Source organism: Pseudomonas sp. TE36184, from assembly GCF_054060055.1.
On sequence record NZ_JBSSCU010000001.1, the window covers coordinates 5,830,535 to 5,854,648 of the forward strand.

Here is a 24,114-nt window from a genome sequence, read left to right on the forward strand (position 1 = left end):
TCTGCTAGCCGCCTTGAAACTGTGCTGCAGCCCGCAGAAACGTGGCTTGGAGAGCGATTGTGACGGTTAAAATAACTGTGCCCGCCGCCCCGGATAACGCCCCGGCACCGTGCAAACCCAGCCAACTGACGTTCGGCAGCGGCCAGCGTTAGTGTTTCGGGTGCCGTTGACGACGGTTTACGTTAGAATGCACGGCCTCAAAGCACACCCCTTCCCGAGGCTGTCCCGAAGATGTTGATCCTGCGCGGCGCTCCTGCCCTTTCTGCCTTTCGCCACAGCAAACTCCTTGAGCAACTGAGCCAGAAGGTTCCAGCTGTTACAGGCCTGTATGCTGAATTTGCTCATTTCGCCGACGTGACCGGCGTCTTGACCGCCGACGAACAGCAAGTGCTGGCACGCCTTCTGAAGTACGGCCCAAGCGTTCCCGTTCAAGAGCCGACTGGCCGCTTGTTCCTGGTTCTGCCGCGGTTCGGCACCATCTCGCCCTGGTCGAGCAAGGCCAGCGATATCGCCCGCAACTGCGGCCTGGAAAAAATCCAGCGCCTGGAACGCGGTATTGCCTTCTATGTCGCGGGCCAGTTCAGCGAGGCCGAAGCCGAGCTGATCGCCGGCAGCCTGCACGACCGCATGACCCAGATCATCGTCAGCCAGCTGGAACAGGCCGGTGCTCTGTTCAGCCACGCCGAGCCCAAGCCGCTGACCGCGATTGACGTGCTCGGCGGTGGCCGCGCCGCCCTCGCGAAGGCCAACACCGAGCTGGGCCTGGCCCTGGCCGAAGACGAGATCGATTATCTGGTCAACGCCTTCAACGGCTTGAAGCGCAACCCGCACGACATCGAACTGATGATGTTCGCCCAGGCCAACTCCGAGCACTGCCGTCACAAGATCTTCAACGCCAGTTGGGACATCGACGGCGAAAGCCAGGAAAAAAGCCTGTTCGGCATGATCAAGAACACCTACGTGATGCACAGCGAAGGCGTTCTGTCGGCTTATAAGGACAACGCTTCGGTCATCGTCGGCAGCGTCGCCGGTCGTTTCTTCCCGGACCCTGAAACCCGCCAGTACGGCGCGGTGCAGGAACCGGTACACATCCTGATGAAAGTCGAGACCCACAACCACCCGACCGCAATTGCCCCGTTCCCGGGCGCAGCCACCGGTTCCGGCGGCGAGATCCGCGACGAAGGTGCCACCGGCCGTGGCGCCAAGCCCAAGGCCGGGCTGACCGGTTTTACCGTGTCCAACCTGCAGATCCCGGGCTTCGAACAGCCGTGGGAAGTGCCCTACGGCAAGCCGGAGCGCATCGTCACCGCGCTGGACATCATGATCGAAGGCCCGCTGGGCGGCGCCGCGTTCAACAACGAATTCGGCCGTCCGGCGCTGACCGGTTATTTCCGTACCTTCGAACAGTCCATCACCACCCCGCGTGGCGACGAAGTGCGCGGTTACCACAAGCCGATCATGTTGGCCGGCGGCATGGGCAACATCCGTGAAGAACACGTCAAGAAAGGCGAGATCCTGGTCGGCTCCAAGCTGATCGTGCTCGGCGGCCCGGCGATGCTGATTGGCCTGGGCGGCGGCGCGGCTTCCTCCATGGCCACCGGCACCAGCTCGGCAGACCTGGACTTCGCTTCGGTACAGCGCGAAAACCCAGAGATGGAGCGTCGCTGCCAGGAAGTCATCGACCGTTGCTGGCAGTTGGGTGACAAGAACCCGATCAGCTTCATCCACGACGTCGGCGCCGGCGGTTTGTCCAACGCCTTCCCGGAGCTGGTCAACGATGGCGAGCGTGGCGGCCGTTTCGAACTGCGCAACATTCCAAACGACGAGCCGGGCATGGCCCCGCACGAAATCTGGAGCAACGAGTCCCAGGAACGCTACGTCCTGGCCGTCGGTCCTGAAGACTTCGCGCGCTTCCAGGCCATCTGCGAACGCGAGCGTTGCCCGTTTGCCGTGGTCGGCGAAGCCACTGCCGAGCCGCAACTGACGGTCACCGACAGCCACTTCGGCAACAGCCCGGTGGACATGCCGCTCGAAGTGCTGCTGGGCAAAGCCCCGCGCATGCACCGCTCGGCGGTACGTGAAACCGAGCTGGGCGATGACTTCGACCCAAGCACACTGGAATTGGCCGACAGCATCGAACGCGTGCTGCACCACCCGGCGGTCGCGAGCAAAAGTTTCCTGATCACCATCGGCGACCGCACCATCACCGGCCTGGTTGCCCGTGACCAAATGGTCGGCCCATGGCAAGTGCCGGTGGCCGACGTTGCCGTCACCGCCACCAGCTTCGACGTCTACACCGGTGAAGCCATGGCCATGGGCGAACGCACGCCGCTGGCCCTGTTGGACGCTCCGGCGTCGGGCCGCATGGCCATTGGTGAAACCCTCACCAACATCGCCGCGTCCCGTATCGGCAAGCTGTCCGACATCAAGTTGTCGGCCAACTGGATGTCTGCTGCCGGTCACCCCGGCGAAGACGCGCGCCTGTACGACACCGTCAAGGCTGTCGGCATGGAGCTGTGCCCGGAACTGGGGATCACCATTCCGGTGGGCAAGGACTCCATGTCCATGGCCACCCGCTGGAACGACGAAGGCGTGGACAAGAGCGTCACCTCGCCACTGTCGTTGATCGTCACCGGTTTCGCGCCGGTCACCGACATCCGCCAGACCCTGACCCCGCAACTGCGCATGGACAAGGGCACCACCGATCTGATCCTGATCGACCTGGGCCGTGGCCAGAACCGCATGGGCGCCTCGATCCTCGCGCAAACCCATGGCAAGCTCGGCAAACACGCGCCGGACGTCGATGACGCCGAAGACCTGAAAGCCTTCTTCGCCGTGATCCAGGGCCTCAACGCCGACGGCCACCTGCTGGCCTACCACGACCGTTCCGACGGTGGTCTGTTGACCAGCGTGGTCGAGATGGCCTTCGCCGGTCACTGCGGCTTGAACCTGGTGCTCGACAGCGTTGCCGAGGACGCCTCTGAACTCAACGGCATCCTGTTCAACGAAGAGCTGGGTGCGGTGATCCAGGTGCGCCAGGACGCGACGCCAAACGTATTGGCACAGTTCAGCGCCGCCGGCCTGGGCGATTGCGTGGCCGTGATCGGCCAGCCGATCAACAACGGTCAGATCGACATCGTCTTCAACGGCGACACCGTGTTCGAAGGCCAGCGCCGTCTGCTGCAGCGCCAGTGGGCCGAGACCAGCTACCAGATCCAGCGCCTGCGCGATAACGCCGACTGCGCCGAGCAGGAATTCGACGTGATCCTGGAAGAAGACAACCCGGGCCTGAGCACCAAGCTCAGCTTCGACGTCAACCAGGACATCGCCGCGCCGTACATCAAGAAAGGCATTCGCCCACAGGTTGCCGTACTGCGCGAGCAGGGCGTCAACGGCCAGGTGGAAATGGCGGCCGCGTTCGACCGCGCCGGCTTCAATGCGATCGATGTACACATGAGCGACATCCTCGCCGGTCGCGTCGACCTCAACGAGTTCAAAGGCCTGGTGGCCTGCGGCGGTTTCTCCTACGGCGACGTGCTGGGTGCCGGTGAAGGCTGGGCCAAGTCGGCCCTGTTCAACAGCCGTGCCCGCGACGCGTTCCAGGGCTTCTTCGAACGCAACGACAGCTTCACCCTGGGTGTGTGCAACGGTTGCCAGATGATGTCCAACCTCCACGAACTGATCCCGGGCAGCGAGTTCTGGCCGCACTTCGTGCGTAACCGTTCCGAGCAGTTCGAAGCCCGTGTCGCCATGGTGCAGGTGCAGGAGTCCAACTCGATCTTCCTGCAAGGCATGGCCGGTTCGCGTATGCCAATCGCCATCGCCCACGGTGAAGGCCATGCCGAGTTCGCCAGCGAAGAAGCCTTGCTCGAAGCCGATGTATCCGGTTGCGTCGCCATGCGTTTCGTCGACAACCACGGCAAGGTCACCGAAAGCTACCCGGCCAACCCGAACGGTTCGCCGCGCGGGATCACCGGCCTTACCAGCCGCGACGGTCGCGTCACCATCATGATGCCGCACCCGGAGCGTGTATTCCGCGCCGTGCAGAACTCGTGGCGCCCGGAAGAGTGGAACGAAGACGGCGCGTGGATGCGGATGTTCCGCAACGCGCGCGTGTGGGTGAACTAAGGCGGTGTACAAGCTCAGCTTCTTCGTGCCCGGCAGCCATGTGGAGGCGGTGAAAGCCGCCGTCTTCGCAGCTGGCGGCGGGCGCATCGGCGACTACGACAGCTGCGCCTGGCAAGTGCTGGGCCAGGGCCAATTCCGCGCGTTGGACGGCAGCCAGCCGTTTCTCGGGCAAGTCGGCCAGATTGAAGTGGTTGAAGAGTGGAAGGTTGAGCTGGTGGTGGCGGATGAGCTGATCGTGGCTGTTGTGGCTGCGTTGAAGCGGAGCCATCCCTATGAGACACCGGCGTATGAGGTGTGGCGGTTGGCGGATTTCTGATTCGTTGATTGCATGAACGAGAAACCCGCTGGGCCAGTTTGGTCAGTGGGTTTTTTGTTGGCTGTAAGGGCCTCATCGCGGGCAAGCCCGCTCCCACATTTACCCGCATTCCAGCGTTGGAACTCGGTCAAATGTGGGAGGGGGCTTGCCCGCGATGAGGCCAGAACAGCCACTACCTCTCTTAAACCCTGGCGCCGACCGCATGGCCGCTGACCAGTCGCTCCAATACCTCACTCAAACCCGAGGCCTTGTCACCAATCAGCAGGTGCCAAACACCGCTATCAAGTTGGCTGATGCCTTGGCAACCAAGCGCCGTCAGTTGAGCCTCGGACACCACCGAATCATCCCCCAATTCCACCCGCAACCGGGTCATCGCCACCGCTTCCAGCTGGCGCACATTCCCCCGGCCGCCCAATGCACTCAACCATTGCTCGGCTTCCTGCACATTGACCGCGACCGGTTTATCCACCGGCGCGGCGGCCACAAACGCTGGCATCGCCAGGCGAATCTCATCGGCAATGCTGTCGGCCATCGGCCCGACCACCACCTGCAAACTGCCGCCGTTGCCCGGCCGCACCACGGCCATCGCGCCGAGGGCTTTCAACTGTGCATCCACCGCTTTGTTGCGGTCGACCATGTCCAGGCGCAGGCGCGTGGTGCAAGCCCCGACGCTGAGCAGGTTGTCCGCCCCTCCCAGCGCGTGGATGTAAGCCGTGGCGCGCTGGTTATCGCTCATCGCTTCGGCCTGCGCCACCGGGATATCTTCGCGGCCCGGTGTCTTCAGGTTGAAGCGGCGGATGCAGTAGCTGAACACGCTGTAGTAAATCGCCGCATAAGCCAGGCCGACCGGTACGACCAGCCAACCGTTGGTGGACTTGCCCCAACCCAGCACCATGTCGATAAAGCCGCCGGAAAAAGTAAATCCGAGGTGGATATCCAGCAGGTTGGTGACCGCCATCGACAGCCCGGTCAGCAGCGCGTGCAGCAGGTACAGGAACGGCGCGAGGAACATGAAGGCGAATTCGATCGGTTCGGTCACGCCGGTCAGGAACGAGGTCAGCGCCATCGACAGGAAAATCCCGCCCATCACTTTGCGTCGTTCCGGCAGGGCGTTGCGGTACATCGCCAGGCACGCGGCGGGCAGGCCGAACAGCATCACCGGGAACATGCCGGTCATGAACTGGCCACCTTTCGGGTCACCGGCGAAGTAGCGGGTCAGGTCGCCGGTCACCACCGCGCCGGTCACCGGGTCGGTAAAGCTGCCGAACACGAACCACGCCATGTTGTTGAGGATATGGTGCAGGCCGGTGACGATCAGCAGTCGGTTGAACACGCCAAACACGAAGGCCCCCAGGCTGCCGCTTTCCATCAGCAACACGCCGAAGCTGTTGATGCCGTGCTGGATCGGCGGCCAGATCAGGCCAAAGATCACGCCCAGGCCGACCGCGCTGAACCCGGTGACAATCGGCACGAATCGCCGCCCGCCGAAGAACGCCAGGTACTCCGGCAGCTTGATGTCCTTGAAGCGGTTATACAGCCCGCCCGCCATCAGGCCGCTGGCGATCCCGGCAAGCATGCCCATGTTGATGGTCGAGTCCATCACCTTGAGCGTCGAGATCATCACGAGGTAACCGATGGCCCCGGCCAAACCGGCCGTGCCGTTATTGTCGCGGGCAAAGCCCACGGCGATGCCGATGGCGAAGATCAGCGCAAGGTTGGCGAAGATCGCCTGCCCGGCGTCGTGCATCACCGCGATGTTGAGCAGGTCGGTGTCGCCCAGGCGCAGCAGCAGGCCGGCGATCGGCAGGATCGCGATCGGCAGCATCAGCGCACGGCCCAGGCGTTGCAGGCCTTCGATAAGGTGTTGGTACATGGCGTGTCTCCCTTTTCTTGTTGTTGTCAGCTCAGCGGCCAGTGGTGTTGACAGGCTTGGCGTACCGCCTTGGCGCTGCTCAGGTCGAGCAGGCCCAGGCTCAGTTGCCGGCATTGCGCCGCGTCCAGGTGGCGGACGCGGTCCTTGATTTCGCCGATCTGCGGCGGGCTGACCGATAGCTCGCTGACCCCCAGCCCGACCAACACCGGCGTCGCCAGCGGGTCGGATGCCAAGGCGCCGCACACGCCGACCCAACGCCCGTGTTTGGCCGCGCCCGTGCAGGTCTGGGCGATCAGCCGCAGCAGCGCCGGGTGCAGCGCATCGACCCGCGCGGCGAGGCCGGCGTGGTCGCGGTCCATGGCCAGGGTGTACTGGGACAGGTCATTGGTGCCGATGGACAGGAAGTCGGCATGCCTGGCCAGTTGTTCGGCCATCAGCGCGGCGGCGGGCACTTCGATCATCACCCCCAGTTCCGGGCGTTGGGTCAGTTGCAGCTCGACGCACAGTTCATCCAGGCGTTGGCGGATCTGCAGCAGTTCGTCGACTTCGCTGACCATCGGCAGCAGGATGCGGCAGCGCGCCAGCGGGCTGACTTGCAGCAGTGCGCGCAGTTGCTGGTCGAGCACGTCGGGGCGCACCTGGGCCAGGCGAATGCCGCGCAGGCCCAGCACCGGGTTGGCCTCGACCGGCAGCGGCAGGTAGTCGAGCTGTTTGTCGCCGCCCACGTCGATGGTGCGGATGATCACCGACTTGTCGCCCATTGCATCCAGCACGGCTTGATAGGCCTGGCGTTGTTCCTGTTCATCCGGCGCGGTGCGGCGGTCGACGAAGAGGAACTCGGTGCGCAGCAGGCCGATGCCATCGGCGCCGTTTTCAAACGCCACCTGGACCTCGGCGCTGGAGGCGACATTGGCGGCGACTTCGATGGTCATGCCATCGCGGGTGTTCGCTGGCAGTCGGGCCTGGGTCTGTTGTTCCTGGCGACGCAGGTTCTGCGTGTCGCGAATCCGCTCGACTTCGGCGTGGCGCGCCGCGCTCGGTGTCAGCTCCAGGCGACCGTTGGCCGCGTCGAGCACCACGCGTTGGCCTTGGGGCACATCGAGCACTTCGGCGCCCAATGCCACCACGCACGGCAAGCCTTTCCCGCGGGCCAGGATCGCGACATGGGAGGTGGCGCCGCCCTCGGCCATGCAAAGGCCGGCGGCGTGTTGCGCGCTCAGTTGCAGCAGGTCCGACGGCGTCAGCTCGTGGGCGCTGACAATCGCCCCGGCAGGCAACTCGACGTGCCACGCTTCGCCGAGCAGCACGCGCAGCACCCGTTGTTGCAGGTCGCGCAGGTCGTTGGAGCGCTCGGCCAGCAACGGCTTGCCCAGGCCCAGCAACACCGCGCATTGCGCCTGGATCGCATCGCGCCAGGCGTGGGTCGCGGCGCTGCCGTGCTCGATGGCGCGGGTGGCGGTGTCCAGCAGGGCGGGGTCTTCCAGCAAGGCGAGGTGGGCGGCGAAGATGTCTTCTTCTTCGGCATTTCGGCGTTGGCGGGCGAGGTCCAGGGTGGTGCGGATTTCGCCGCGCACTTGCTCAAGGGCCGCGTCCAGCCGTTGCAACTGTTCGTCGGCGCAGTGGTTGCCGGTATCGGCCGGCAACTCGATCGTGCTCAGGCGGAACAGCGGCCCGCACACCAGGCCCGGTGCCGCACAGACACCTTGCAACACACCGACCTCGGTGTTCGCGCGGCGTGGAGCGGCCGCCATCGGCGTGTGAGGTTCTTCGCCGATGGCGACAGACAGCGCGGCGACCAGCGCCTGTAACGCCGCCGCACAATCCTTGCCGCGACAGGTGACACGCACCTCATCGCCCTCACCGATGCCCAGCCCCATCAGGCCGATCAAGCTGTCGCACGCCGCCGACTTGCCGGCGAAATGCAACTGCGTCTGGCTGCTGAACGCTTGTGCGGTCTTGCGGATCAATGCCGCCGGACGCGCATGCAAGCCGCCGCGATGGGTGATCCGCACGTTGGCGCTGGCTTGCGCGACGGAGTTATCCACAGCGGTTTGCAGCGCCGCGCCGGAACGCAGCGCTACGCGCGCCAGCGGTTCACCGTGTTTGACCGAGCGCAGCGGCAGCGGTGTCAGTTCGAAGCGCTCGCTGTTGGTGAGAATGATCAGGCTGACCAGGCTTTTGCACTGGCGCGCAATCCGGTCCAGATCGAACTGTATCAGCGCCTGGCCCTTGCTCACCTGCGCACCGTTCTTCACCAGCAGGGCGAACCCTTCGCCGTTCAACGCCACGGTGTCGATGCCCACATGCATCAACAGCTCGGCGCCGTTCTGCGCGCGAAGCGTCAGCGCATGCCCGGTGCGCGCGACATGGATGATCTCGCCGTCGCACGGTGCGTACAGGCTATCGTTCAGCGGATCGATGGCCAGGCCGTCACCCATGGCGCCGCTGGCGAATACTTCGTCGGGGACGTTGCCCAGGGCCAGCACCGGCCCGCTGAGGGGGGCGCCGAGGGTCAATGCATTATTGTTGTTGGACATGGGCACGGTACTCATCAGGAAATCGCGGCACGCCACTCAGTGGGTGCGGGTCACTTTGCTCAGGTGGCGCGGCTGGTCCGGGTTCATGCCACGGGCGAGCGCCAGGCCGGCGGCCATGACATAGAAACTCTGGATGGCCAGGATCGGGTCCAGGCTCGGGTGTTCGGCGCGGCTCAGCGGCAGGTCGCGTTCGGCGATATCGTCCGGCGCGGCCAGCAACACGCGGGCGCCGCGTTGGCGCATATCGGCGGCCAGGCTCAACAGGCCGGCTTGCTCGGCACCGCGTGGGGCGAATATCAGCAGCGGGTAGTTGTCGTCGATCAAGGCCATCGGCCCATGACGCACCTCGGCGCTGCTGAAGGCTTCGGCCTGGATCGCCGAGGTTTCCTTGAGCTTGAGCGCGGCTTCCTGGGCGATGGCAAAACCGGCGCCTCGGCCGATGACCATCAACTGCTGGCAGTCGCGCAGGGCGTCGATGGCGTTCGTCCAATCCTGTTTGGCCGCCTCGCGCAGGCCATCGGGCAACGCACGGCAGGCGTGCAGCAGGTCGGTTTCCTGGTTCCAGTGGCCGATCAACAGCGCGCTGGCGCTGAGGGTGGCGATAAAGCTCTTGGTCGCGGCCACGCTGAGTTCCGGCCCGGCGCACAGCGGCACGTGGAATTCGCAGGCGGCTTCCAGGGGCGAGTCTTCGGCATTCACCAGCGAGATGCTCAAGGCGCCGCGTTGGCGCAGCAGGCGCAGGCTGTCGACCAGGTCCGGGCTCTGGCCCGACTGAGAGAAGCCGAATGCGACCTGGCCGCTGACCTTCAACGGCGCGTGCAGCAGGGTCACCACCGACATCGGCAACGACGCCACCGGAATGCCCACGTGCTGCATGGCCAGGTAGGCGAAGTAGCTCGCGGCGTGGTCGGAACTGCCGCGAGCGACAGTCATCGCCACGTGCGGCGGCTGACGGCGCAGGCGCTCGGCGATGTCTTGCAGGCGCGGGGCCAGGCGTTGCAGCTGCGCCGCGACCGCGTCGCTGGAGGCGAGGGCCTCTTCAAGCATTTTTGAAGACAATGGTTTCTCCTTCGACCATGACGTCGGTGAGGTGCAGGGAGCGGTCCAGGCGCACGCAGTCGGCAAAGCTGCCGGGTTGCAGGCGGCCGCGTTGTTCCAGGCCCAGGTAGTCCGCCGGAAATTGCGACAGGCGTTGTGAGGCTTCGCTGATGGGCAGGCCGATCTTCACCAGGTTGCGCAGCGCCTGATCCATGGTCAGGGTGCTGCCAGCCAGGGTGCCGTCGGCCAGGCGCACGCCGCCCAGGCATTTGGTCACGGTGTGGCTGCCCAGCTTGTATTCGCCGTCGGGCATGCCGGCGGCGGCGGTGGAATCGGTGACGCAGTACAGGCACGGGATCGCGCGCAGGGCCACGCGCATGGCGCCGGGGTGTACGTGGAGCAAATCCGGGATCAATTCCGCGTACTGCGCGTGGGCCAGCGCCGCGCCGACGATGCCGGGCTCGCGGTGATGCAGCGGGCTCATGGCGTTATACAAATGCGTGAAGCTGGTGGCGCCGGCGGCGAGGGCGGCGACGCCTTCTTCATAGCTGCCCAGGGTGTGGCCGATCTGCATACGCACGCCGCGTGTACTGAGGGCGCGGATCAGGCGGTCATGCCCGGCGATTTCCGGGGCGATGGTGATCACCCGGATCGGCGCCAGGCGCAGGTAGGCTTCCACTTCTTCCATCAATGCGGTGTGGGCGAAGTTGGGTTGCGCGCCGAGTTTGCCCGGATTGATGTAGGGCCCTTCCAGGTGTACGCCGAGGACCCGGGCGCTGCCGCTCGGGCGTTGCGCGCAGAAGCTGCCGAGCTGGCCGAGCACGCTGGAGATTTCATCCACCGGCGCGGTCATGGTGGTGGCCAGCAGCGACGTGGTGCCAAAGCGCACGTGGGTGCGGGTGATGGTTTCGAAGGCGTCGGCACCTTCCATGATGTCTTTGCCGCCACCGCCGTGGACGTGCAGGTCGATAAAACCCGGCAGCAGGTAGGGCAGGTCGTTGTCGGCCGGGTCGCAAGGTGCGCCTTCAATGGCGATCACCTTGCCGTGTTCATGCACCAGGCGGCCGCGAATCCAGCCATGGGGTGTGAGGATATTGTCTTCGGACATGGGCAGTTCTCTAAGGCCGCGGTGCGCGGCAAAGGCCTATCGACGCAGCTCGGCGACAAAGTCGTAGTAGTCGTTGCGGCAGTAGGTGTCGGTGATTTCGATCGGGGTGTTGTCGGCGGTGTAGCCGACACGGGTCATCAACAGCATGGCGGTGCCGGGGGCGATGCCGACCAGCGCGGCGAACTCGTCCGAGGCGTTGATCGCCTGGATATGCTGCAGGGCGCGCACGATGGGTTTGCCGATGCCTTCGAGGTACTCGTAGAGGGACTGGCCGATGGCTTGCGGGTGCGGCAGCACCGCGGCGGGCATGGTGGTCATTTCGATGGCCATCACCGTGTCGTCCGCCTTGCGCAGGCGCTTGAGCCGCGCCACTTTGTCGGTCGGCGACAGGCCCAGGCGGATCAGCTCTTCGTGGGTCGGCGCGCTGATGTCGCGTTCCAGCCACTGGGAGCTGGGCACAAACCCCTTGAGTCGCAGCATCTCGCTGAAGCCCGACAGGCGCGACAGCGGTTGTTCCAGGCGTGGCGTGATAAAGGTGCCGGAGCCTTGGCTGCGACGGATCAGGCCTTGGGCAAACAAGACTTCCAGCGCCTTGCGGGCGGTGACGCGCGAGATGCTCAACTGCTCGCTGAGGGCGCGTTCCGACGGCAGGGCCTGTTCAGATTTCCATTGGCCGGCGTGGATCGCCGCTTCCAGGTTGCGGGCCAGTTGCAGGTACAGCGGCGTGGATTGCTTGTCGTCGGGACGCAGCGTCAGGATGGGGTTCATCTGTCAGGTTTCCGATGCGGTTATTAGTGTGTTGTCGCCCGGTATTGGCCGGAAACTAATACCACTTAAATACCATGTCAATGCTGCCAAAACGCTTCGGCTCCTGGTTTCAGGGCGCATTAACGGTGTCTGGTATCAAGTGGTATTAGAGAGGTCTTTAAGGCGCGCAGAGCTGCGCAGCCTGCGGGGTGAATTGGTATTCACCGGCAGGCGCTGTCTAGGGCAGGAAACTTTTTTTAGTTAATTGACCGAGGGGCGAAGGTTACGGGCGGATCTCGACCAGGGTGCCGTCCTTGACCAGGTTCCAGACTTCGCGCATGTCGACGTTACGCATGCCGATGCAGCCGTCGGTCCAGTCCAGGGTGTGAAACCACTGCTCCGGGTACTCCGCGGTGTCGGGCGTGCCGTGGATCATGATCATGCTGCCGGGGTTCACGCCTTGGCGGCGGGCACGGGCCGAATCGCTGATATTGGGGTAGGAGATGTGCATGGACAGGTTGTAGCGGTCGCTGGTTTTGCGCCAGTCGATCCAATACAAGCCTTCCGGCGTGCGACGGTCGCCCTCGATCAGCTTGGTGCCCTTGGGGTTTTTGCCCAGGGAGATACGGTAGGTCTTGAGGGGTTTGCCGTCGTTGATCAGTTGCAACTGATGGGCGGACTTGAGGACCAGAATTTTCTCGACCGTTTTGCCGCCCAGGGTTTCCAGGGTGGTGGCTGAGGACAACGTGGCGAACGACAGGCAGAGCAAAGCAAGCAACCAACGCATTAAAACGATTTCCCTTGGACGACGATCTGCCGGTTTGTTATTGGGCGGGCTGGGACAGCGGCGGCACAGCTTCGTTGCGCACCGGGAACGACCGTAGGCGACGGTCGGCGAAGAAGTATTCTAAGGTACGCCCGACTGTGCGGAAAGCCAGCTCGGACCAAGGGATATCGGCCTCGTCGAACAGTCGCACTTCCAGGCTTTCGGGGCCAGCGGCGAAGTTCAGGTCAATCAGCTCGGCGCGGTAGAACACGTGCACCTGGCTGATATGCGGCACGTCGATCAGCGTATAGAGGCTCAGGTTGCGTACATGGGCGCAGGCTTCTTCCATGGTCTCGCGCATGGCGGCCTGTTCCACGGTCTCGCCGTTCTCCATGAAACCGGCGGGCAGGGTCCAGTAACCCAGGCGGGGCTCGATGGCGCGGCGACACAACAACACTTGATCGCCCCACACCGGCACGGTGCCGGCGACGATATTGGGGTTCTGGTAGTGAATGGTATGACAGTGATCGCATACAAAACGCAGGCGTGCGTCGCCTTCGGGAATGCGTTGGGTGACCGGTTTACCGCACTGGCTGCAGAAATTCATGCTGGGGTTCCTGGAAAGTCTGCCTATCTTGGCGTGGGCGGCAGGGCCCTGCAAGTTGTCGTTTCGCGACAGCCCTTCGGTTTTGGGGTTGGGCGCCCGCGCGCTTTGGTGCATGATGCAAAGTAGCCAACAGACCGAGATGACTCATGCTGGACGAGCTACTTCGCCGGGTAAGCAATCACACACCGCAACGGCTTGAGACCGACGGGCGTTTCCCCGAGGCCGCCGTGCTGGTGCCGATTACCCGCAGTGACGAACCTGAGCTGATCCTGACCCTGCGCGCCAGCGGCCTGTCGACCCATGGTGGCGAAGTGGCCTTTCCCGGCGGGCGTCGCGACCCCGAAGACCCGGACCTGATCTTCACCGCCCTGCGCGAAGCCGAAGAAGAAATCGGCCTGCCGCCTGGCCTGGTCGAGGTAATCGGCCCGTTGAGCCCGCTGATTTCCCTGCATGGCATTCGGGTCACGCCCTACGTTGGCGTCATCCCGGACTACGTCGACTACCTGGCCAACGACGCCGAAATCGCCGCCGTCTTCAGCGTGCCCCTGGAGTTTTTCCGCCAGGACCCGCGCGAACATACGCACCGCATCGATTACCAGGGCCGCAGTTGGTACGTGCCGAGCTATCGGTTCGGCGAATACAAGATCTGGGGGCTGACGGCAATCATGATCGTCGAGCTGATCAATTTGCTCTATGACGATGCCAACATCAGCCTGCACCAGCCGCCCAAGAGCTTCATCCATCTATAAGCCATCGTTTAAATGGCCAGTCGTGAGGACATATCATGAAATACCGCCTGGGCGACGCCCGCGTCGAGACGCACCCACACAGCTGGGTGGCGCCGAATGCCACGCTGGTGGGCAAGGTCAAGCTGGAGGAGGGCGCCAATGTCTGGTTCAACGCGGTGTTGCGTGGCGACAACGAACTGATCCTGATCGGCAAGAACAGCAATGTGCAGGACGGCAGCGTGATGCACACCGACATGGGTTACCCGCTGACCCTGGGCACCGGCGTGACCATCGGCCATAACGCCATGCTGCATGGCTGCACCGTCGGCGACTACAGCCTGATCGGCATCAACGCGGTGATCCTCAACGGCGCGAAGATCGGCAAGCACTGCATCATCGGCGCCAATTCGCTGATCGGCGAAGGCAAGGAGATTCCCGATGGCTCGCTGGTCATGGGCTCGCCGGGCAAAGTCGTGCGCGAATTGACTGACGCGCAGAAGAAGATGCTCGAGGCCAGCGCTGCGCACTATGTGCATAACGCCCAGCGTTATGCGCGGGATCTGGTCGAGCAGGAAGAATGAAGCCGCCAGAACGCCCCGTCGCCTCGCCGTGCGTGAGCATTTGCGCGCTGGATGACGACGACATTTGCACCGGCTGCCAGCGTACCGTGGAAGAAATCACGCGTTGGAGCCGCATGGACAACGCCGAGCGTCGGGTGGTGCTGGGGTTGTGTCATGAGCGGGCGCTGGCGGGTGGGTTGGTGTTTATGGCGTCCGGTAAATCCGTTGGCTGAATCATCGCTATCGGGGGCAAGCCCCCTCCCACATTTTGACCGCGTTCCTACAGATTAAACGCGGTCGAATGTGGGAGGGGGCTTGCCCCCGATGGCGCCATCCCAGACGACATCCCTGTAATTGTGTACCCTGTGCGGCATTACCCACAGGTCCATCCCCCCATGTTCTTCCTGATCGCCTACATCAGCAGCGTCGTGCTGATCAACTTCGCCTTCTCCACCGCGCCGCACCTGGATGTGATCTGGTCCGCCTGGGGTGGCCTGGTGTTTATCCTGCGCGACATGGTGCAAACCCGCTTCGGCCACGGCGCGATCCTTGCCATGCTGGCGGCGCTGGCGCTGTCGTATATCACCTCCGACCCGTCCATCGCGCTGGCCAGCGCCACTGCGTTCGCGGTGTCCGAGTGCATTGACTGGCTGGTGTTCAGCATCACCAAGCGCCCGCTCCACGATCGCCTGTGGATAAGTTCGGCGCTGAGCATTCCCCTCGATACCTTTATCTTTTTCGGCTTGATCGGTGCGCTTACGCCTGCCGTGGTGGGCACCGCGCTGGCGTCGAAATTCGCCGGGGTCACCGCGGTCTGGCTGATCATGGCCTGGCGTATCCGCAAACGTGCCGTCGCCAACTGAAGCCAATCTGTGCAGTTCATGTAAAATGCCGGCCTTTCTCCCCATGATCCGCTCCCCTGAGGACCTGAGATGACCCGAATCGGAACTCCATTGTCGCCAACCGCGACCCGCGTTTTGCTGTGTGGCTGCGGTGAGCTGGGCAAGGAAGTGGTAATCGAACTGCAACGCCTGGGCGTTGAAGTGATTGCCGTGGATCGCTACGCCAACGCGCCGGCGATGCAGGTGGCTCATCGCAGCCATGTGATCAACATGCTCGACGGCGCGGCCCTGCGTGCGGTGATCGAGGCGGAAAAACCGCACTTCATCGTGCCGGAAATCGAAGCCATCGCCACCGCCACCCTGGTGGAGCTGGAGGCCGAAGGCTTCACCGTGATCCCGACCGCGCGCGCCGCGTCGCTGACCATGAACCGCGAAGGCATCCGGCGCCTGGCCGCCGAAGAGCTGGACCTGCCGACCTCGCCGTACCACTTCGCCGATACCTTCGAAGACTACAGCAAGGCCGTGCAAGACCTGGGCTTCCCGTGTGTGGTCAAACCGGTGATGAGTTCGTCGGGCAAGGGCCAGAGCCTGCTGCGCAGTACTGACGACGTGCAGAAAGCCTGGGATTACGCTCAGGAAGGCGGGCGTGCCGGCAAGGGGCGGGTGATCATCGAAGGCTTTATCGACTTCGACTACGAAATCACCCTGCTGACCGTGCGCCACATCGGCGGCACGACCTTCTGTGCGCCGGTCGGCCACCGTCAGGAGAAAGGCGATTACCAGGAATCCTGGCAGCCTCAGGCCATGAGCCCGATTGCCCTGGCGGAATCCGAGCGCGTGGCCAAGGCCGTCACGGAATCCCTGGGCGGCCGCGGCCTGTTTGGCGTGGAGTTGTTCATCAAGGGCGATCAGGTGTGGTTCAGCGAAGTGTCGCCACGCCCGCATGACACCGGCCTGGTCACCTTGATTTCCCAGGACCTGTCGCAGTTCGCCCTGCACGCGCGCGCCATCCTGGGACTGCCGATCCCATTGATCCGTCAGTTCGGGCCTTCGGCGTCGGCGGTGATCCTGGTGGAAGGGCAATCGACCCAGACCGCTTTTGCCAACCTCGGCGCGGCCCTGAGCGAGCCGGACACGGCGTTGCGTCTGTTCGGTAAGCCGGAAGTGAACGGCCAGCGCCGCATGGGCGTGGCGTTGGCGCGGGATGAGTCGATTGAAGCGGCTCGCGCCAAGGCGACCCGTGCGGCTCAGGCGGTTGTTGTAGAGCTCTAAACCGCGTCGTGCCTATCGGGGGCAAGCCCCCTCCCACACTTAACCGCGTTTAATCTGTAGGAATGCGGTCAAAATGTGGGAGGGGGCTTGCCCCCGATAGCGATCTATCAGGCAACCTTGTTCAAATCGTTATCCCGCGTCTCTTTCAAGCACAGCACCGCAATCAAGCTCAGCAACGCTGCCGCCGACACATACCCGCCGACATAACTCAGCCCGCCCATCGCCACCAGCTTGGTCGCGAAGAACGGTGCCGCCGACGCACCGACGATCCCACCCAGGTTATACGCCGCCGAAGCGCCGGTATAACGCACGCGGGTCGGGAACAGTTCCGGCAGCAACGCGCCCATTGGGGCGAAGGTCACACCCATCAGGAAAAGCTCCAGGGCCAGGAACAGCGCCACGGCCCAGGTCGAACCGTGGGTCAGCAACGGCTCCATGGTGAACCCCGACAGAATCGCCAGCAGCGCACCGACAATCAGCACCGGCTTGCGCCCGAATCGATCGCTGGCCAAGGCTGCCAGCGGCGTCGCCAGGCCCATGAACAACACGGCAAAACACAGCAAGCCGAGGAATGTCTCGCGGCTGTAGCCCAAGGTAGACACGCCGTAGCTCAAGGAAAATGCCGTGGTGATATAGAACAGCGCATAACACACCACCATCGACGCGGCACCCAGCAGCACCGGCAGCCAATGCTGGCTGAACAGTTCCACCAACGGCACTTTTACCGGCGCTTCCTTCGCTACCGCACTGGCGAATACCGGGGTTTCATGCAGCTTCAGCCGCGCATACAGGCCGACCATCACCAGCGCCGCGCTGAGGATGAACGGGATGCGCCAGCCCCAACTGCGGAACTGCTCGTCGTTCAGGTTCATGGCCAGGATCAGGAACAGGCCGTTGGCCGCCAGGAAGCCAATCGAAGGACCGAGTTGCGGGAACATGCCGAACCACGCGCGTTTGCCCTTCGGCGCGTTCTCGGTGGCGAGCAACGCCGCACCGCCCCATTCCCCGCCCAGCCCCAGGCCTTGGCCGAAACGCAGCACGCACAACAGAATCGGTGCCCAGGCGCCGATGCTGTCATACCCCGGCAGCAAGCCGATCAGCGTGGTACACACCCCCATCAGCAGCAACGAAGCCACCAGCGTCGATTTACGGCCGATACGGTCGCCAAAGTGGCCGAACAGCGCCGAACCCAGCGGGCGGGCGATGAACGCGATGCCGAAGGTCAGGAACGACGCGAGCATCTGCGCCGTGCCGGAGGTCTGCGGGAAGAACACCGGGCCGATCACCAGCGCGGCCGCAGTGGCATAGATATAGAAGTCGTAGAACTCGATGGCCGTGCCGACGATGCTGGCGGTGGCGACGCGGGCGGTCGAGTTGGTCGGGGCGGCGCTTGCAGCCTCGTTATAGGTGGTGCTCATGGCGGTATCCCTGAGGGGCAGTGCGCGTTTGGACGCGGATTATTATTGGTCGAACACCCATGGATCAGGGTTGTGGGCGGAGCGGCTCGGGATGAGAGCGGACACCGGTCGTACAGGGCAAGGCAGTGCCTGGACGCGGTCCGTGCGGATAGCACGCGGTCGGGCGCGGCTTGGGTAAGCCGACCCGATTATAGGAAGGGGGTTGCGCATCCAACAAGGGGGAAAATCTGATCGTCTGCACACAGTGGATCAGTGTGTTCCGTCGGCGAGGCTACGTGGCAACCGGCACGCGGCTGGTGTGCCAGATCAGCACCTTGCTCACGCGGTTGTCTTCGGTCTCGAGGATTTCCAGGCGGTAGCGGCCGATCTTCAGGCACACCGCGCAATCGGGAATGGTTTCCAGCGCTTCGGTCACCAGGCCGTTGAGGGTCTTGGGCCCGTCGCTGGGCAGGTGCCAGGCCAGGCTCTTGTTCAATTCGCGGATCGAGGCGGTGCCGTCGACGATGTAGCGGCCGTCCGGTTGCGCTTCGATATGCGGGTTGTCGGCACTCTGTTCGCTTTCGAATTCGCCGACGATTTCTTCGAGAATGTCTTCCAGGGTGACGATGCCCAGCACTTCGCCATACTCGTCCACCACCATGCCCAGGCGCCGCTGTTGCTTGTGGAAGTTCAGCAGTTGCAGTTGCAGGGGCGTGCTTTCCGGGACGAAGTAGGGTTCGTAGCAGGCCTCGAGCAAGGTCTCCTTGGTCAGGCTGGCATCCGGTAGCAGGTGCTGGATCAGCCGGGTGTTGAGCACGGCTTCGACCTGGTTGATGTCGCTGTGGAACACCGGCAGGCGGGTGCGCTGGGAGTTGCGCAGTTGCTCGAGGATCGCGTCGAGCGAGTCGTCCAGGTTGATGCCGTCCACTTCGCTGCGCGGCACCAGGATGTCGTTGACGGTGATGTTGTCCAGCGCGTGGATGCCGGGCATGCCGGGCGTGCGACGTTCATCTCCCTCTGGCTCGGGTTCGTCATCATGGTCGGGCTGCGGGTCGTCGCTTTTTTTCACCATGCCCGGCGGGCGGGCAAAGGGGCGCAGCAACAGCAGGCTGATGCCATTGAGCAGCCAGGCGAGGGGGTAGATAATTTTCAGCGGCACGCCCAGCAGGGCATTGCCGAAGCCCAGCACCGCTTGCGGATGGCGGGTGGCCAGGGCGCGCGGCAGGTAATCGGCCAGCACCAGCAGGATCGAGCAGGAGACCAGCCAGCCCAGCCACGCGCCGTTTTGCGCCCAGGCATAGATCGCCAGCAGGGTGCAAAGGATCACCACGCCAGCACGGCACAGGGTGTTGCAGAGGATCATGCTGTGGCGTGGGAAGTGCAGGCGGGCGGCGGCTTTGTCGCCCTGGCGGGTACCGGGGCGCAGGGCCAGCAGGTGCTGTTGTGCGGCTTCGATGGCGGTAAACAGCGCCGCCCACAAAATCAGCAAGGCGATTACCGCGAGCATCGGCCCTAAGGGCAAGTTGTCCATGATCGCTGCCCGTCAGATATGCAGGATGTATTCGCGAACCAGCTTGCTGCCGAAATAGGCCAGCATCAGCAGGCAGAAACCGGCCAGGGTCCAGCGGATCGCCTTGTGCCCGCGCCAGCCAAGGCGGTTGCGGCCCCACAGCAGCACACTGAACACCACCCACGCCAGGCACGCCAGCAGGGTTTTATGCACCAGGTGCTGGGCGAACAGGTTCTCGACGAACAGCCAGCCAGAGATCAGCGACAGCGACAGCAGCGTCCAGCCGGCCCACAGGAAGCTGAACAGCAGGCTTTCCATGGTTTGCAGCGGCGGGAAGTTCTTGATCAGGCCCGACGGATGCTTGTGCTTGAGCTGATGGTCCTGCACGAGCAGGAGCAACGCCTGGAACACCGCGATGGTGAACATGCCGTAGGCCAGGATCGACAGCAGGATATGCGCAAGGATGCCCGGCTCTTCGTCGATCACCTGCACCGTGCCGGTGGGGGCGAATTGCGCCAGCAGCACCGTCAGCATGCCCAGGGGGAATAGCAGCACCAGCAGGTTTTCCACCGGGATGCGTGCGCAGGCGATCAGCGTGAGGGCGATCACTGCGGCGGCGATCAGGCTGGCGGCGCTGAAAAAATCCAGGCCCAGGCCGACCGGCGTCATCAAGTGGGTGAACAGGCTCGCGGCATGGGCGAGCAGGGCGAGGACGCCAAGGCCTGCCAGCAGGCGAGTGTCGGCCTTGGCGCCTTGCGCCAGGCGAGTGCCCTGGTAGAGGGTCGCAGCGGCATATAAAAAGGCGGCGGCGAGACTGGGTAGCAAACTGGGTGACAAAGGGAGCATAAATCCTGTTAGGCAAGCCCGAAAGGCGCTGAGTTTGGCATACACCTGCGTTCCACGAAAGACTTCAGGGCCAGACAGCGGGTGTGCATGGGCGCAGTCTTCGCTATAATCCGCGACCTGCCCACGCCGCAGGCTCGCCGAGCGCTGTTTTTAATAGCGATTTATCACAGCCTGGGCCGCCATTACCTCGGTCTACCATAGGGCCTGAAAGGATCGCGCATGTTTGAAAACTTGACTGACCGTCTCTCGCAGACGCTGCGCCATGTAACCGGCAAGGCCAAGCTGACCGAGGACAATATCAAAGACACCCTGCGTGAAGTACGCATGGCGTTGCTGGAAGCCGACGTGGCCTTGCCTGTGGTCAAGGACTTCGTCAACTCGGTCAAGGAGCGCGCGGTCGGCACCGAAGTGTCCCGCAGCCTGACGCCGGGCCAGGCTTTTGTGAAGATCGTCCAGGCCGAGCTCGAAAGCCTGATGGGCGCGGCCAACGAAGACCTGAACCTCAGCGCCGTGCCGCCGGCCGTCGTGCTGATGGCCGGTCTGCAAGGTGCGGGTAAGACCACCACCGCCGGCAAGCTGGCGCGCTTCCTTAAAGAGCGCAAGAAAAAAACCGTGATGGTGGTGTCGGCCGACGTGTACCGTCCGGCGGCCATCAAGCAGCTGGAAATGCTCGCGGGCGAAGTGGGCGTGACCTTCTTCCCGTCCGACCTGAGCCAGAAGCCGGTCGACATCGCCAACGCGGCGATCAAAGAAGCCAGGCTGAAGTTCATCGACGTGGTCATCGTCGATACCGCCGGTCGCCTGCACATCGACGAAGAGATGATGGGCGAGATCAAGGCGCTGCATGCCGCGATCAACCCGGTCGAGACGCTGTTCGTGGTCGACGCCATGACCGGCCAGGATGCGGCCAACACCGCCAAGGCCTTTGGTGACGCACTGCCGCTGACCGGCGTGATCCTGACCAAGGTCGACGGCGACGCCCGTGGCGGTGCCGCGCTGTCGGTGCGCGCCATCACCGGCAAGCCGATCAAATTCATCGGTATGGGCGAGAAGAGCGACGCGCTCGAACCGTTCCACCCTGAACGTATCGCTTCGCGTATCCTCGGCATGGGCGACGTGCTCAGCCTGATCGAGCAGGCCGAAGCGACGCTCGACAAGGACAAGGCCGATAAACTGGCCAAGAAACTGAAGAAGGGCAAGGGCTTCGACCTCGAAGACTTCCGCGATCAGTTGCAACAAATGAAGAACATGGGCGGCCTCGGCGGCCTGATGGACAAGCTGCCGAACATCGGCGGTGTGAACCTGGCGCAAATGGGCAATGCCCAGGGCGCGGCAGAGAAGCAGTTCAAGCAGATGGAAGCCATCATCAACTCCATGACCCCGGCCGAGCGCCGCGACCCTGAGCTGATCAGCGGTTCGCGCAAGCGTCGGATCGCCATGGGCTCCGGCACCCAGGTGCAGGACATCGGTCGCTTGATCAAGCAGCACAAGCAGATGCAGAAGATGATGAAGAAATTCTCCGCCAAGGGCGGAATGGCCAAGATGATGCGCGGCATGGGCGGTATGTTGCCCGGCGGCGGCATGCCGAAAATGTAAAGTATTCGAGCGGGAGCATGCTCCTGCTCCGACCCACAGGGATGTGGGATCTCCAGCAAACCCGCCGTCTGGCGGGAGCTGACTTGCCGTTTTAACCGACGGCTCTATAGCAGATCTGAATGGCACGCTGATAGGCGCCAGAAAAAGACATTTGCAAAAGTCCGGATATTCCTTAGAATATGCGGCCTTTCGGGCACCTATGCCCGCTGTGCATTTAGATTTGCAGCACCGACTACAGGAACGATGTTCACATGCTAACAATCCGTCTTGCCCTTGGCGGCTCCAAAAAGCGCCCGTTTTACCACTTGACCGTAACCGACAGCCGCAACCCGCGTGACGGTTCGCACAAGGAACAGGTTGGTTTCTTCAACCCTGTTGCTCGTGGTCAAGAAGTTCGTCTGTCCGTGAACCAAGAGCGCGTAGCCTACTGGCTGAGCGTTGGTGCACAGCCTTCCGAGCGTGTTGCCAAGTTGTTGAAGGACTCGGCTAAGGCCGCAGCCTGAGCAATATGAACGCGACGCCAGCTGTTGCTGATGATTTGATCGTTATCGGCAAGATTTACTCTGTTCATGGCGTTCGCGGCGAAGTGAAGGTGTATTCCTTTACTGATCCGACTGAAAACCTGTTGCAGTACAAAACCTGGACGCTCAAGCGCGAGGGGAATGTGAAACAGGTCGAGCTGGTCAGTGGACGCGGGAACGATAAGTTCCTGGTCGCAAAGCTCAAGGGTCTTGATGATCGTGAAGAAGCTCGTCTTCTGGCCGGTTATGAGATCTGCGTGCCGCGCAACCTGTTCCCTGAATTGACCGACGGCGAGTACTACTGGTACCAGCTGGAAGGTCTGAAGGTTATTGATCAACTCGGGCAATTGCTCGGGAAAATCGATCATCTTCTGGAAACCGGCGCCAATGATGTAATGGTGGTCAAGCCTTGCGCTGGCAGCCTGGATGATCGCGAACGCCTGTTGCCCTATACCGAGCAATGTGTGTTGGCCGTCGACCTGGCCGCGGGCGAGATGAAGGTGGAATGGGACGCGGACTTCTAAGCGTGGCTAATTTGCGCATTGAAGTGATCAGTTTGTTTCCCGAGATGTTCTCCGCCATCAGCGAGTACGGCATCACCAGTCGGGCGGTGAAACAGGGGCTCTTGCAGCTCACCTGTTGGAACCCGCGAGACTACACGACGGATCGACATCACACTGTGGACGATCGCCCATTTGGCGGTGGCCCGGGCATGGTGATGAAGATCAAGCCCCTGGAAGACGCGTTGGCTCAGGCCAAGGCTGCCGCCGGGGAGAAGGCGAAGGTAATTTACCTGTCCCCTCAAGGCCGTCAGCTGAAACAGGCGGCGGTACGCGAACTGGCGAATGAGGAAGCACTGATCCTGATTGCCGGTCGCTATGAAGGCATTGACGAGCGTTTCATTGAAGCTCATGTCGATGAAGAGTGGTCGATTGGGGACTATGTCCTGTCTGGCGGTGAGCTGCCGGCGATGGTCCTGATAGATGCGGTTACACGACTGCTGCCTGGAGCTTTAGGGCATGCGGACTCCGCGGAGGAAGATTCCTTCACGGATGGTTTGCTGGATTGCCCGCACTACACCCGACCGGAGGTGTATGCGGATCAGCGTGTTCCCGACGTATTGCTAAGTGGCAATCACGCACACATCCGGCGTTGGCGTTTACAGCAGTCCCTTGGTCGGACCTATGAACGACGCGCCGATCTTCTGGAAAGCCGCTCGCTTTCTGGAGAAGAGAAGAAGCTGCTCGAGGAATACATCCTCGCGCGGGACGATAGTTAACAACGTATCGATGGTAGGTCCATTGACTTACCTTAGGAGCACAGCATGACTAACAAAATCATCCTTGCACTCGAAGCAGAGCAGATGACCAAAGAGATCCCTACCTTTGCCCCGGGCGACACCATTGTCGTTCAGGTGAAAGTGAAGGAAGGCGACCGTTCGCGTCTGCAAGCGTTCGAAGGCGTGGTAATCGCCAAGCGTAACCGTGGTGTGAACAGTGCTTTCACTGTTCGTAAAATCTCCAACGGTGTTGGCGTAGAGCGTACTTTCCAGACCTACAGCCCGCAAATCGACAGCATGGCTGTTAAGCGTCGCGGTGACGTGCGTAAAGCCAAGCTGTACTACCTGCGTGACCTGTCCGGTAAAGCAGCTCGCATCAAGGAAAAACTGGCTTAAGTCCAGCTTTCCGATGCAGAAAAAAAGCAGCCTGCGGGCTGCTTTTT

At 62.9% G+C, this 24,114-nt stretch carries 22 protein-coding genes; 12 read left to right on the forward strand and 10 right to left on the reverse strand.

The annotated features are described in order from the left end of the window. The first annotated feature begins 231 nt into the window (after positions 1 to 231). A complete protein-coding gene (purL, locus tag ACVWZP_RS26390) occupies positions 232 to 4,128 on the forward strand; it encodes a phosphoribosylformylglycinamidine synthase (protein WP_017846153.1) in 3,897 nt (1,298 codons plus the stop codon). A 4-nt stretch (positions 4,129 to 4,132) separates the two neighbouring features. Continuing rightward, entirely contained in the window at positions 4,133 to 4,444 is a 312-nt protein-coding gene (locus ACVWZP_RS26395; protein WP_457370264.1) for an NGG1p interacting factor NIF3, read from the forward strand. 181 nt (positions 4,445 to 4,625) lie between these two features. Here ACVWZP_RS26395 and nagE read toward each other — a convergent pair whose 3' ends face one another. The 7 genes from nagE to ACVWZP_RS26430 all read right to left on the reverse strand — a co-directional run bounded on the left by nagE (position 4,626) and on the right by ACVWZP_RS26430 (position 13,120). Then, positions 4,626 to 6,317: an N-acetylglucosamine-specific PTS transporter subunit IIBC gene (nagE, locus tag ACVWZP_RS26400; protein WP_457370265.1), complete on the reverse strand. Its 1,692-nt coding sequence runs from the start codon at positions 6,315 to 6,317 to the stop codon at positions 4,626 to 4,628. Between the two features lie 26 nt (positions 6,318 to 6,343). Then, entirely contained in the window at positions 6,344 to 8,854 is a 2,511-nt protein-coding gene (gene ptsP / locus ACVWZP_RS26405) for a phosphoenolpyruvate--protein phosphotransferase (protein WP_457370266.1), read from the reverse strand. A 36-nt stretch (positions 8,855 to 8,890) separates the two neighbouring features. Then, positions 8,891 to 9,901 carry an SIS domain-containing protein gene (locus ACVWZP_RS26410; RefSeq protein ID WP_017846149.1) on the reverse strand — a complete coding sequence of 337 codons (1,011 nt, stop codon included), beginning with the start codon at positions 9,899 to 9,901 and terminating at the stop codon, positions 8,891 to 8,893. Next, on the reverse strand, positions 9,894 to 11,000 hold the full coding sequence (nagA, locus tag ACVWZP_RS26415) for an N-acetylglucosamine-6-phosphate deacetylase (protein WP_017846148.1): 1,107 nt from the start codon (positions 10,998 to 11,000) through the stop codon (positions 9,894 to 9,896). Before nagA ends, ACVWZP_RS26410 begins: the two co-directional genes overlap by 8 nt. Positions 11,001 to 11,036: 36 nt before the next feature. Further along, positions 11,037 to 11,768: a GntR family transcriptional regulator gene (locus ACVWZP_RS26420; protein WP_017846147.1), complete on the reverse strand. Its 732-nt coding sequence runs from the start codon at positions 11,766 to 11,768 to the stop codon at positions 11,037 to 11,039. A gap of 262 nt (positions 11,769 to 12,030) precedes the next feature. Next, the gene (locus tag ACVWZP_RS26425; RefSeq protein WP_017846146.1) at positions 12,031 to 12,534 is read right to left on the reverse strand and encodes a L,D-transpeptidase family protein; all 504 of its coding nucleotides are present in this window, start codon (positions 12,532 to 12,534) and stop codon (positions 12,031 to 12,033) included. Between the two features lie 37 nt (positions 12,535 to 12,571). Further along, on the reverse strand, positions 12,572 to 13,120 hold the full coding sequence (locus tag ACVWZP_RS26430; RefSeq protein ID WP_017846145.1) for an NUDIX hydrolase: 549 nt from the start codon (positions 13,118 to 13,120) through the stop codon (positions 12,572 to 12,574). Between the two features lie 146 nt (positions 13,121 to 13,266). Here ACVWZP_RS26430 and ACVWZP_RS26435 point away from each other — a divergent pair, with 146 nt between their 5' ends. The 5 genes from ACVWZP_RS26435 to purT all read left to right on the forward strand — a co-directional run bounded on the left by ACVWZP_RS26435 (position 13,267) and on the right by purT (position 16,522). Beyond that, positions 13,267 to 13,869 carry a CoA pyrophosphatase gene (locus ACVWZP_RS26435; RefSeq protein ID WP_017846144.1) on the forward strand — a complete coding sequence of 201 codons (603 nt, stop codon included), beginning with the start codon at positions 13,267 to 13,269 and terminating at the stop codon, positions 13,867 to 13,869. 35 nt (positions 13,870 to 13,904) lie between these two features. After that, positions 13,905 to 14,429, forward strand: a complete 525-nt coding sequence (locus ACVWZP_RS26440; RefSeq protein ID WP_017846143.1) for a gamma carbonic anhydrase family protein — start codon at positions 13,905 to 13,907, stop codon at positions 14,427 to 14,429. After that, entirely contained in the window at positions 14,426 to 14,641 is a 216-nt protein-coding gene (locus tag ACVWZP_RS26445) for a DUF1289 domain-containing protein (protein ID WP_046382197.1), read from the forward strand. The genes ACVWZP_RS26440 and ACVWZP_RS26445 overlap by 4 nt, the downstream gene beginning before the upstream one ends. Before the next feature lie 162 nt (positions 14,642 to 14,803). Then, entirely contained in the window at positions 14,804 to 15,271 is a 468-nt protein-coding gene (locus ACVWZP_RS26450; protein ID WP_079444622.1) for a preQ0 transporter, read from the forward strand. 69 nt (positions 15,272 to 15,340) lie between these two features. Further along, on the forward strand, positions 15,341 to 16,522 hold the full coding sequence (gene purT / locus ACVWZP_RS26455; protein WP_169864089.1) for a formate-dependent phosphoribosylglycinamide formyltransferase: 1,182 nt from the start codon (positions 15,341 to 15,343) through the stop codon (positions 16,520 to 16,522). Positions 16,523 to 16,629: 107 nt separating this feature from the next. Here purT and ACVWZP_RS26460 read toward each other — a convergent pair whose 3' ends face one another. The 3 genes from ACVWZP_RS26460 to ACVWZP_RS26470 form a co-directional block, all read right to left on the reverse strand. Next, positions 16,630 to 17,940, reverse strand: coding sequence for an MFS transporter (locus ACVWZP_RS26460; protein ID WP_057004567.1), 1,311 nt, complete (start codon positions 17,938 to 17,940; stop codon positions 16,630 to 16,632). Positions 17,941 to 18,211: 271 nt separating this feature from the next. Continuing rightward, positions 18,212 to 19,450, reverse strand: coding sequence for a transporter associated domain-containing protein (locus ACVWZP_RS26465; RefSeq protein WP_046382198.1), 1,239 nt, complete (start codon positions 19,448 to 19,450; stop codon positions 18,212 to 18,214). Between the two features lie 12 nt (positions 19,451 to 19,462). Further along, positions 19,463 to 20,275 carry a cytochrome C assembly family protein gene (locus ACVWZP_RS26470; RefSeq protein ID WP_026139922.1) on the reverse strand — a complete coding sequence of 271 codons (813 nt, stop codon included), beginning with the start codon at positions 20,273 to 20,275 and terminating at the stop codon, positions 19,463 to 19,465. A gap of 219 nt (positions 20,276 to 20,494) precedes the next feature. Between ACVWZP_RS26470 and ffh the strand changes: the two genes are divergently transcribed. From ffh to rplS, 5 genes are all read left to right on the forward strand, one after another. Next, positions 20,495 to 21,871, forward strand: a complete 1,377-nt coding sequence (gene ffh / locus ACVWZP_RS26475) for a signal recognition particle protein (RefSeq protein ID WP_017846136.1) — start codon at positions 20,495 to 20,497, stop codon at positions 21,869 to 21,871. 251 nt (positions 21,872 to 22,122) lie between these two features. Then, on the forward strand, positions 22,123 to 22,374 hold the full coding sequence (rpsP, locus tag ACVWZP_RS26480; protein WP_003175899.1) for a 30S ribosomal protein S16: 252 nt from the start codon (positions 22,123 to 22,125) through the stop codon (positions 22,372 to 22,374). Positions 22,375 to 22,379: 5 nt separating this feature from the next. After that, positions 22,380 to 22,916 carry a ribosome maturation factor RimM gene (gene rimM / locus ACVWZP_RS26485; protein WP_008014731.1) on the forward strand — a complete coding sequence of 179 codons (537 nt, stop codon included), beginning with the start codon at positions 22,380 to 22,382 and terminating at the stop codon, positions 22,914 to 22,916. After that, positions 22,898 to 23,671 carry a tRNA (guanosine(37)-N1)-methyltransferase TrmD gene (gene trmD, locus ACVWZP_RS26490; RefSeq protein ID WP_169864091.1) on the forward strand — a complete coding sequence of 258 codons (774 nt, stop codon included), beginning with the start codon at positions 22,898 to 22,900 and terminating at the stop codon, positions 23,669 to 23,671. Before rimM ends, trmD begins: the two co-directional genes overlap by 19 nt. Positions 23,672 to 23,716: 45 nt before the next feature. After that, a complete protein-coding gene (gene rplS, locus ACVWZP_RS26495; protein WP_003175895.1) occupies positions 23,717 to 24,067 on the forward strand; it encodes a 50S ribosomal protein L19 in 351 nt (116 codons plus the stop codon). Positions 24,068 to 24,114 lie beyond the last annotated feature (47 nt).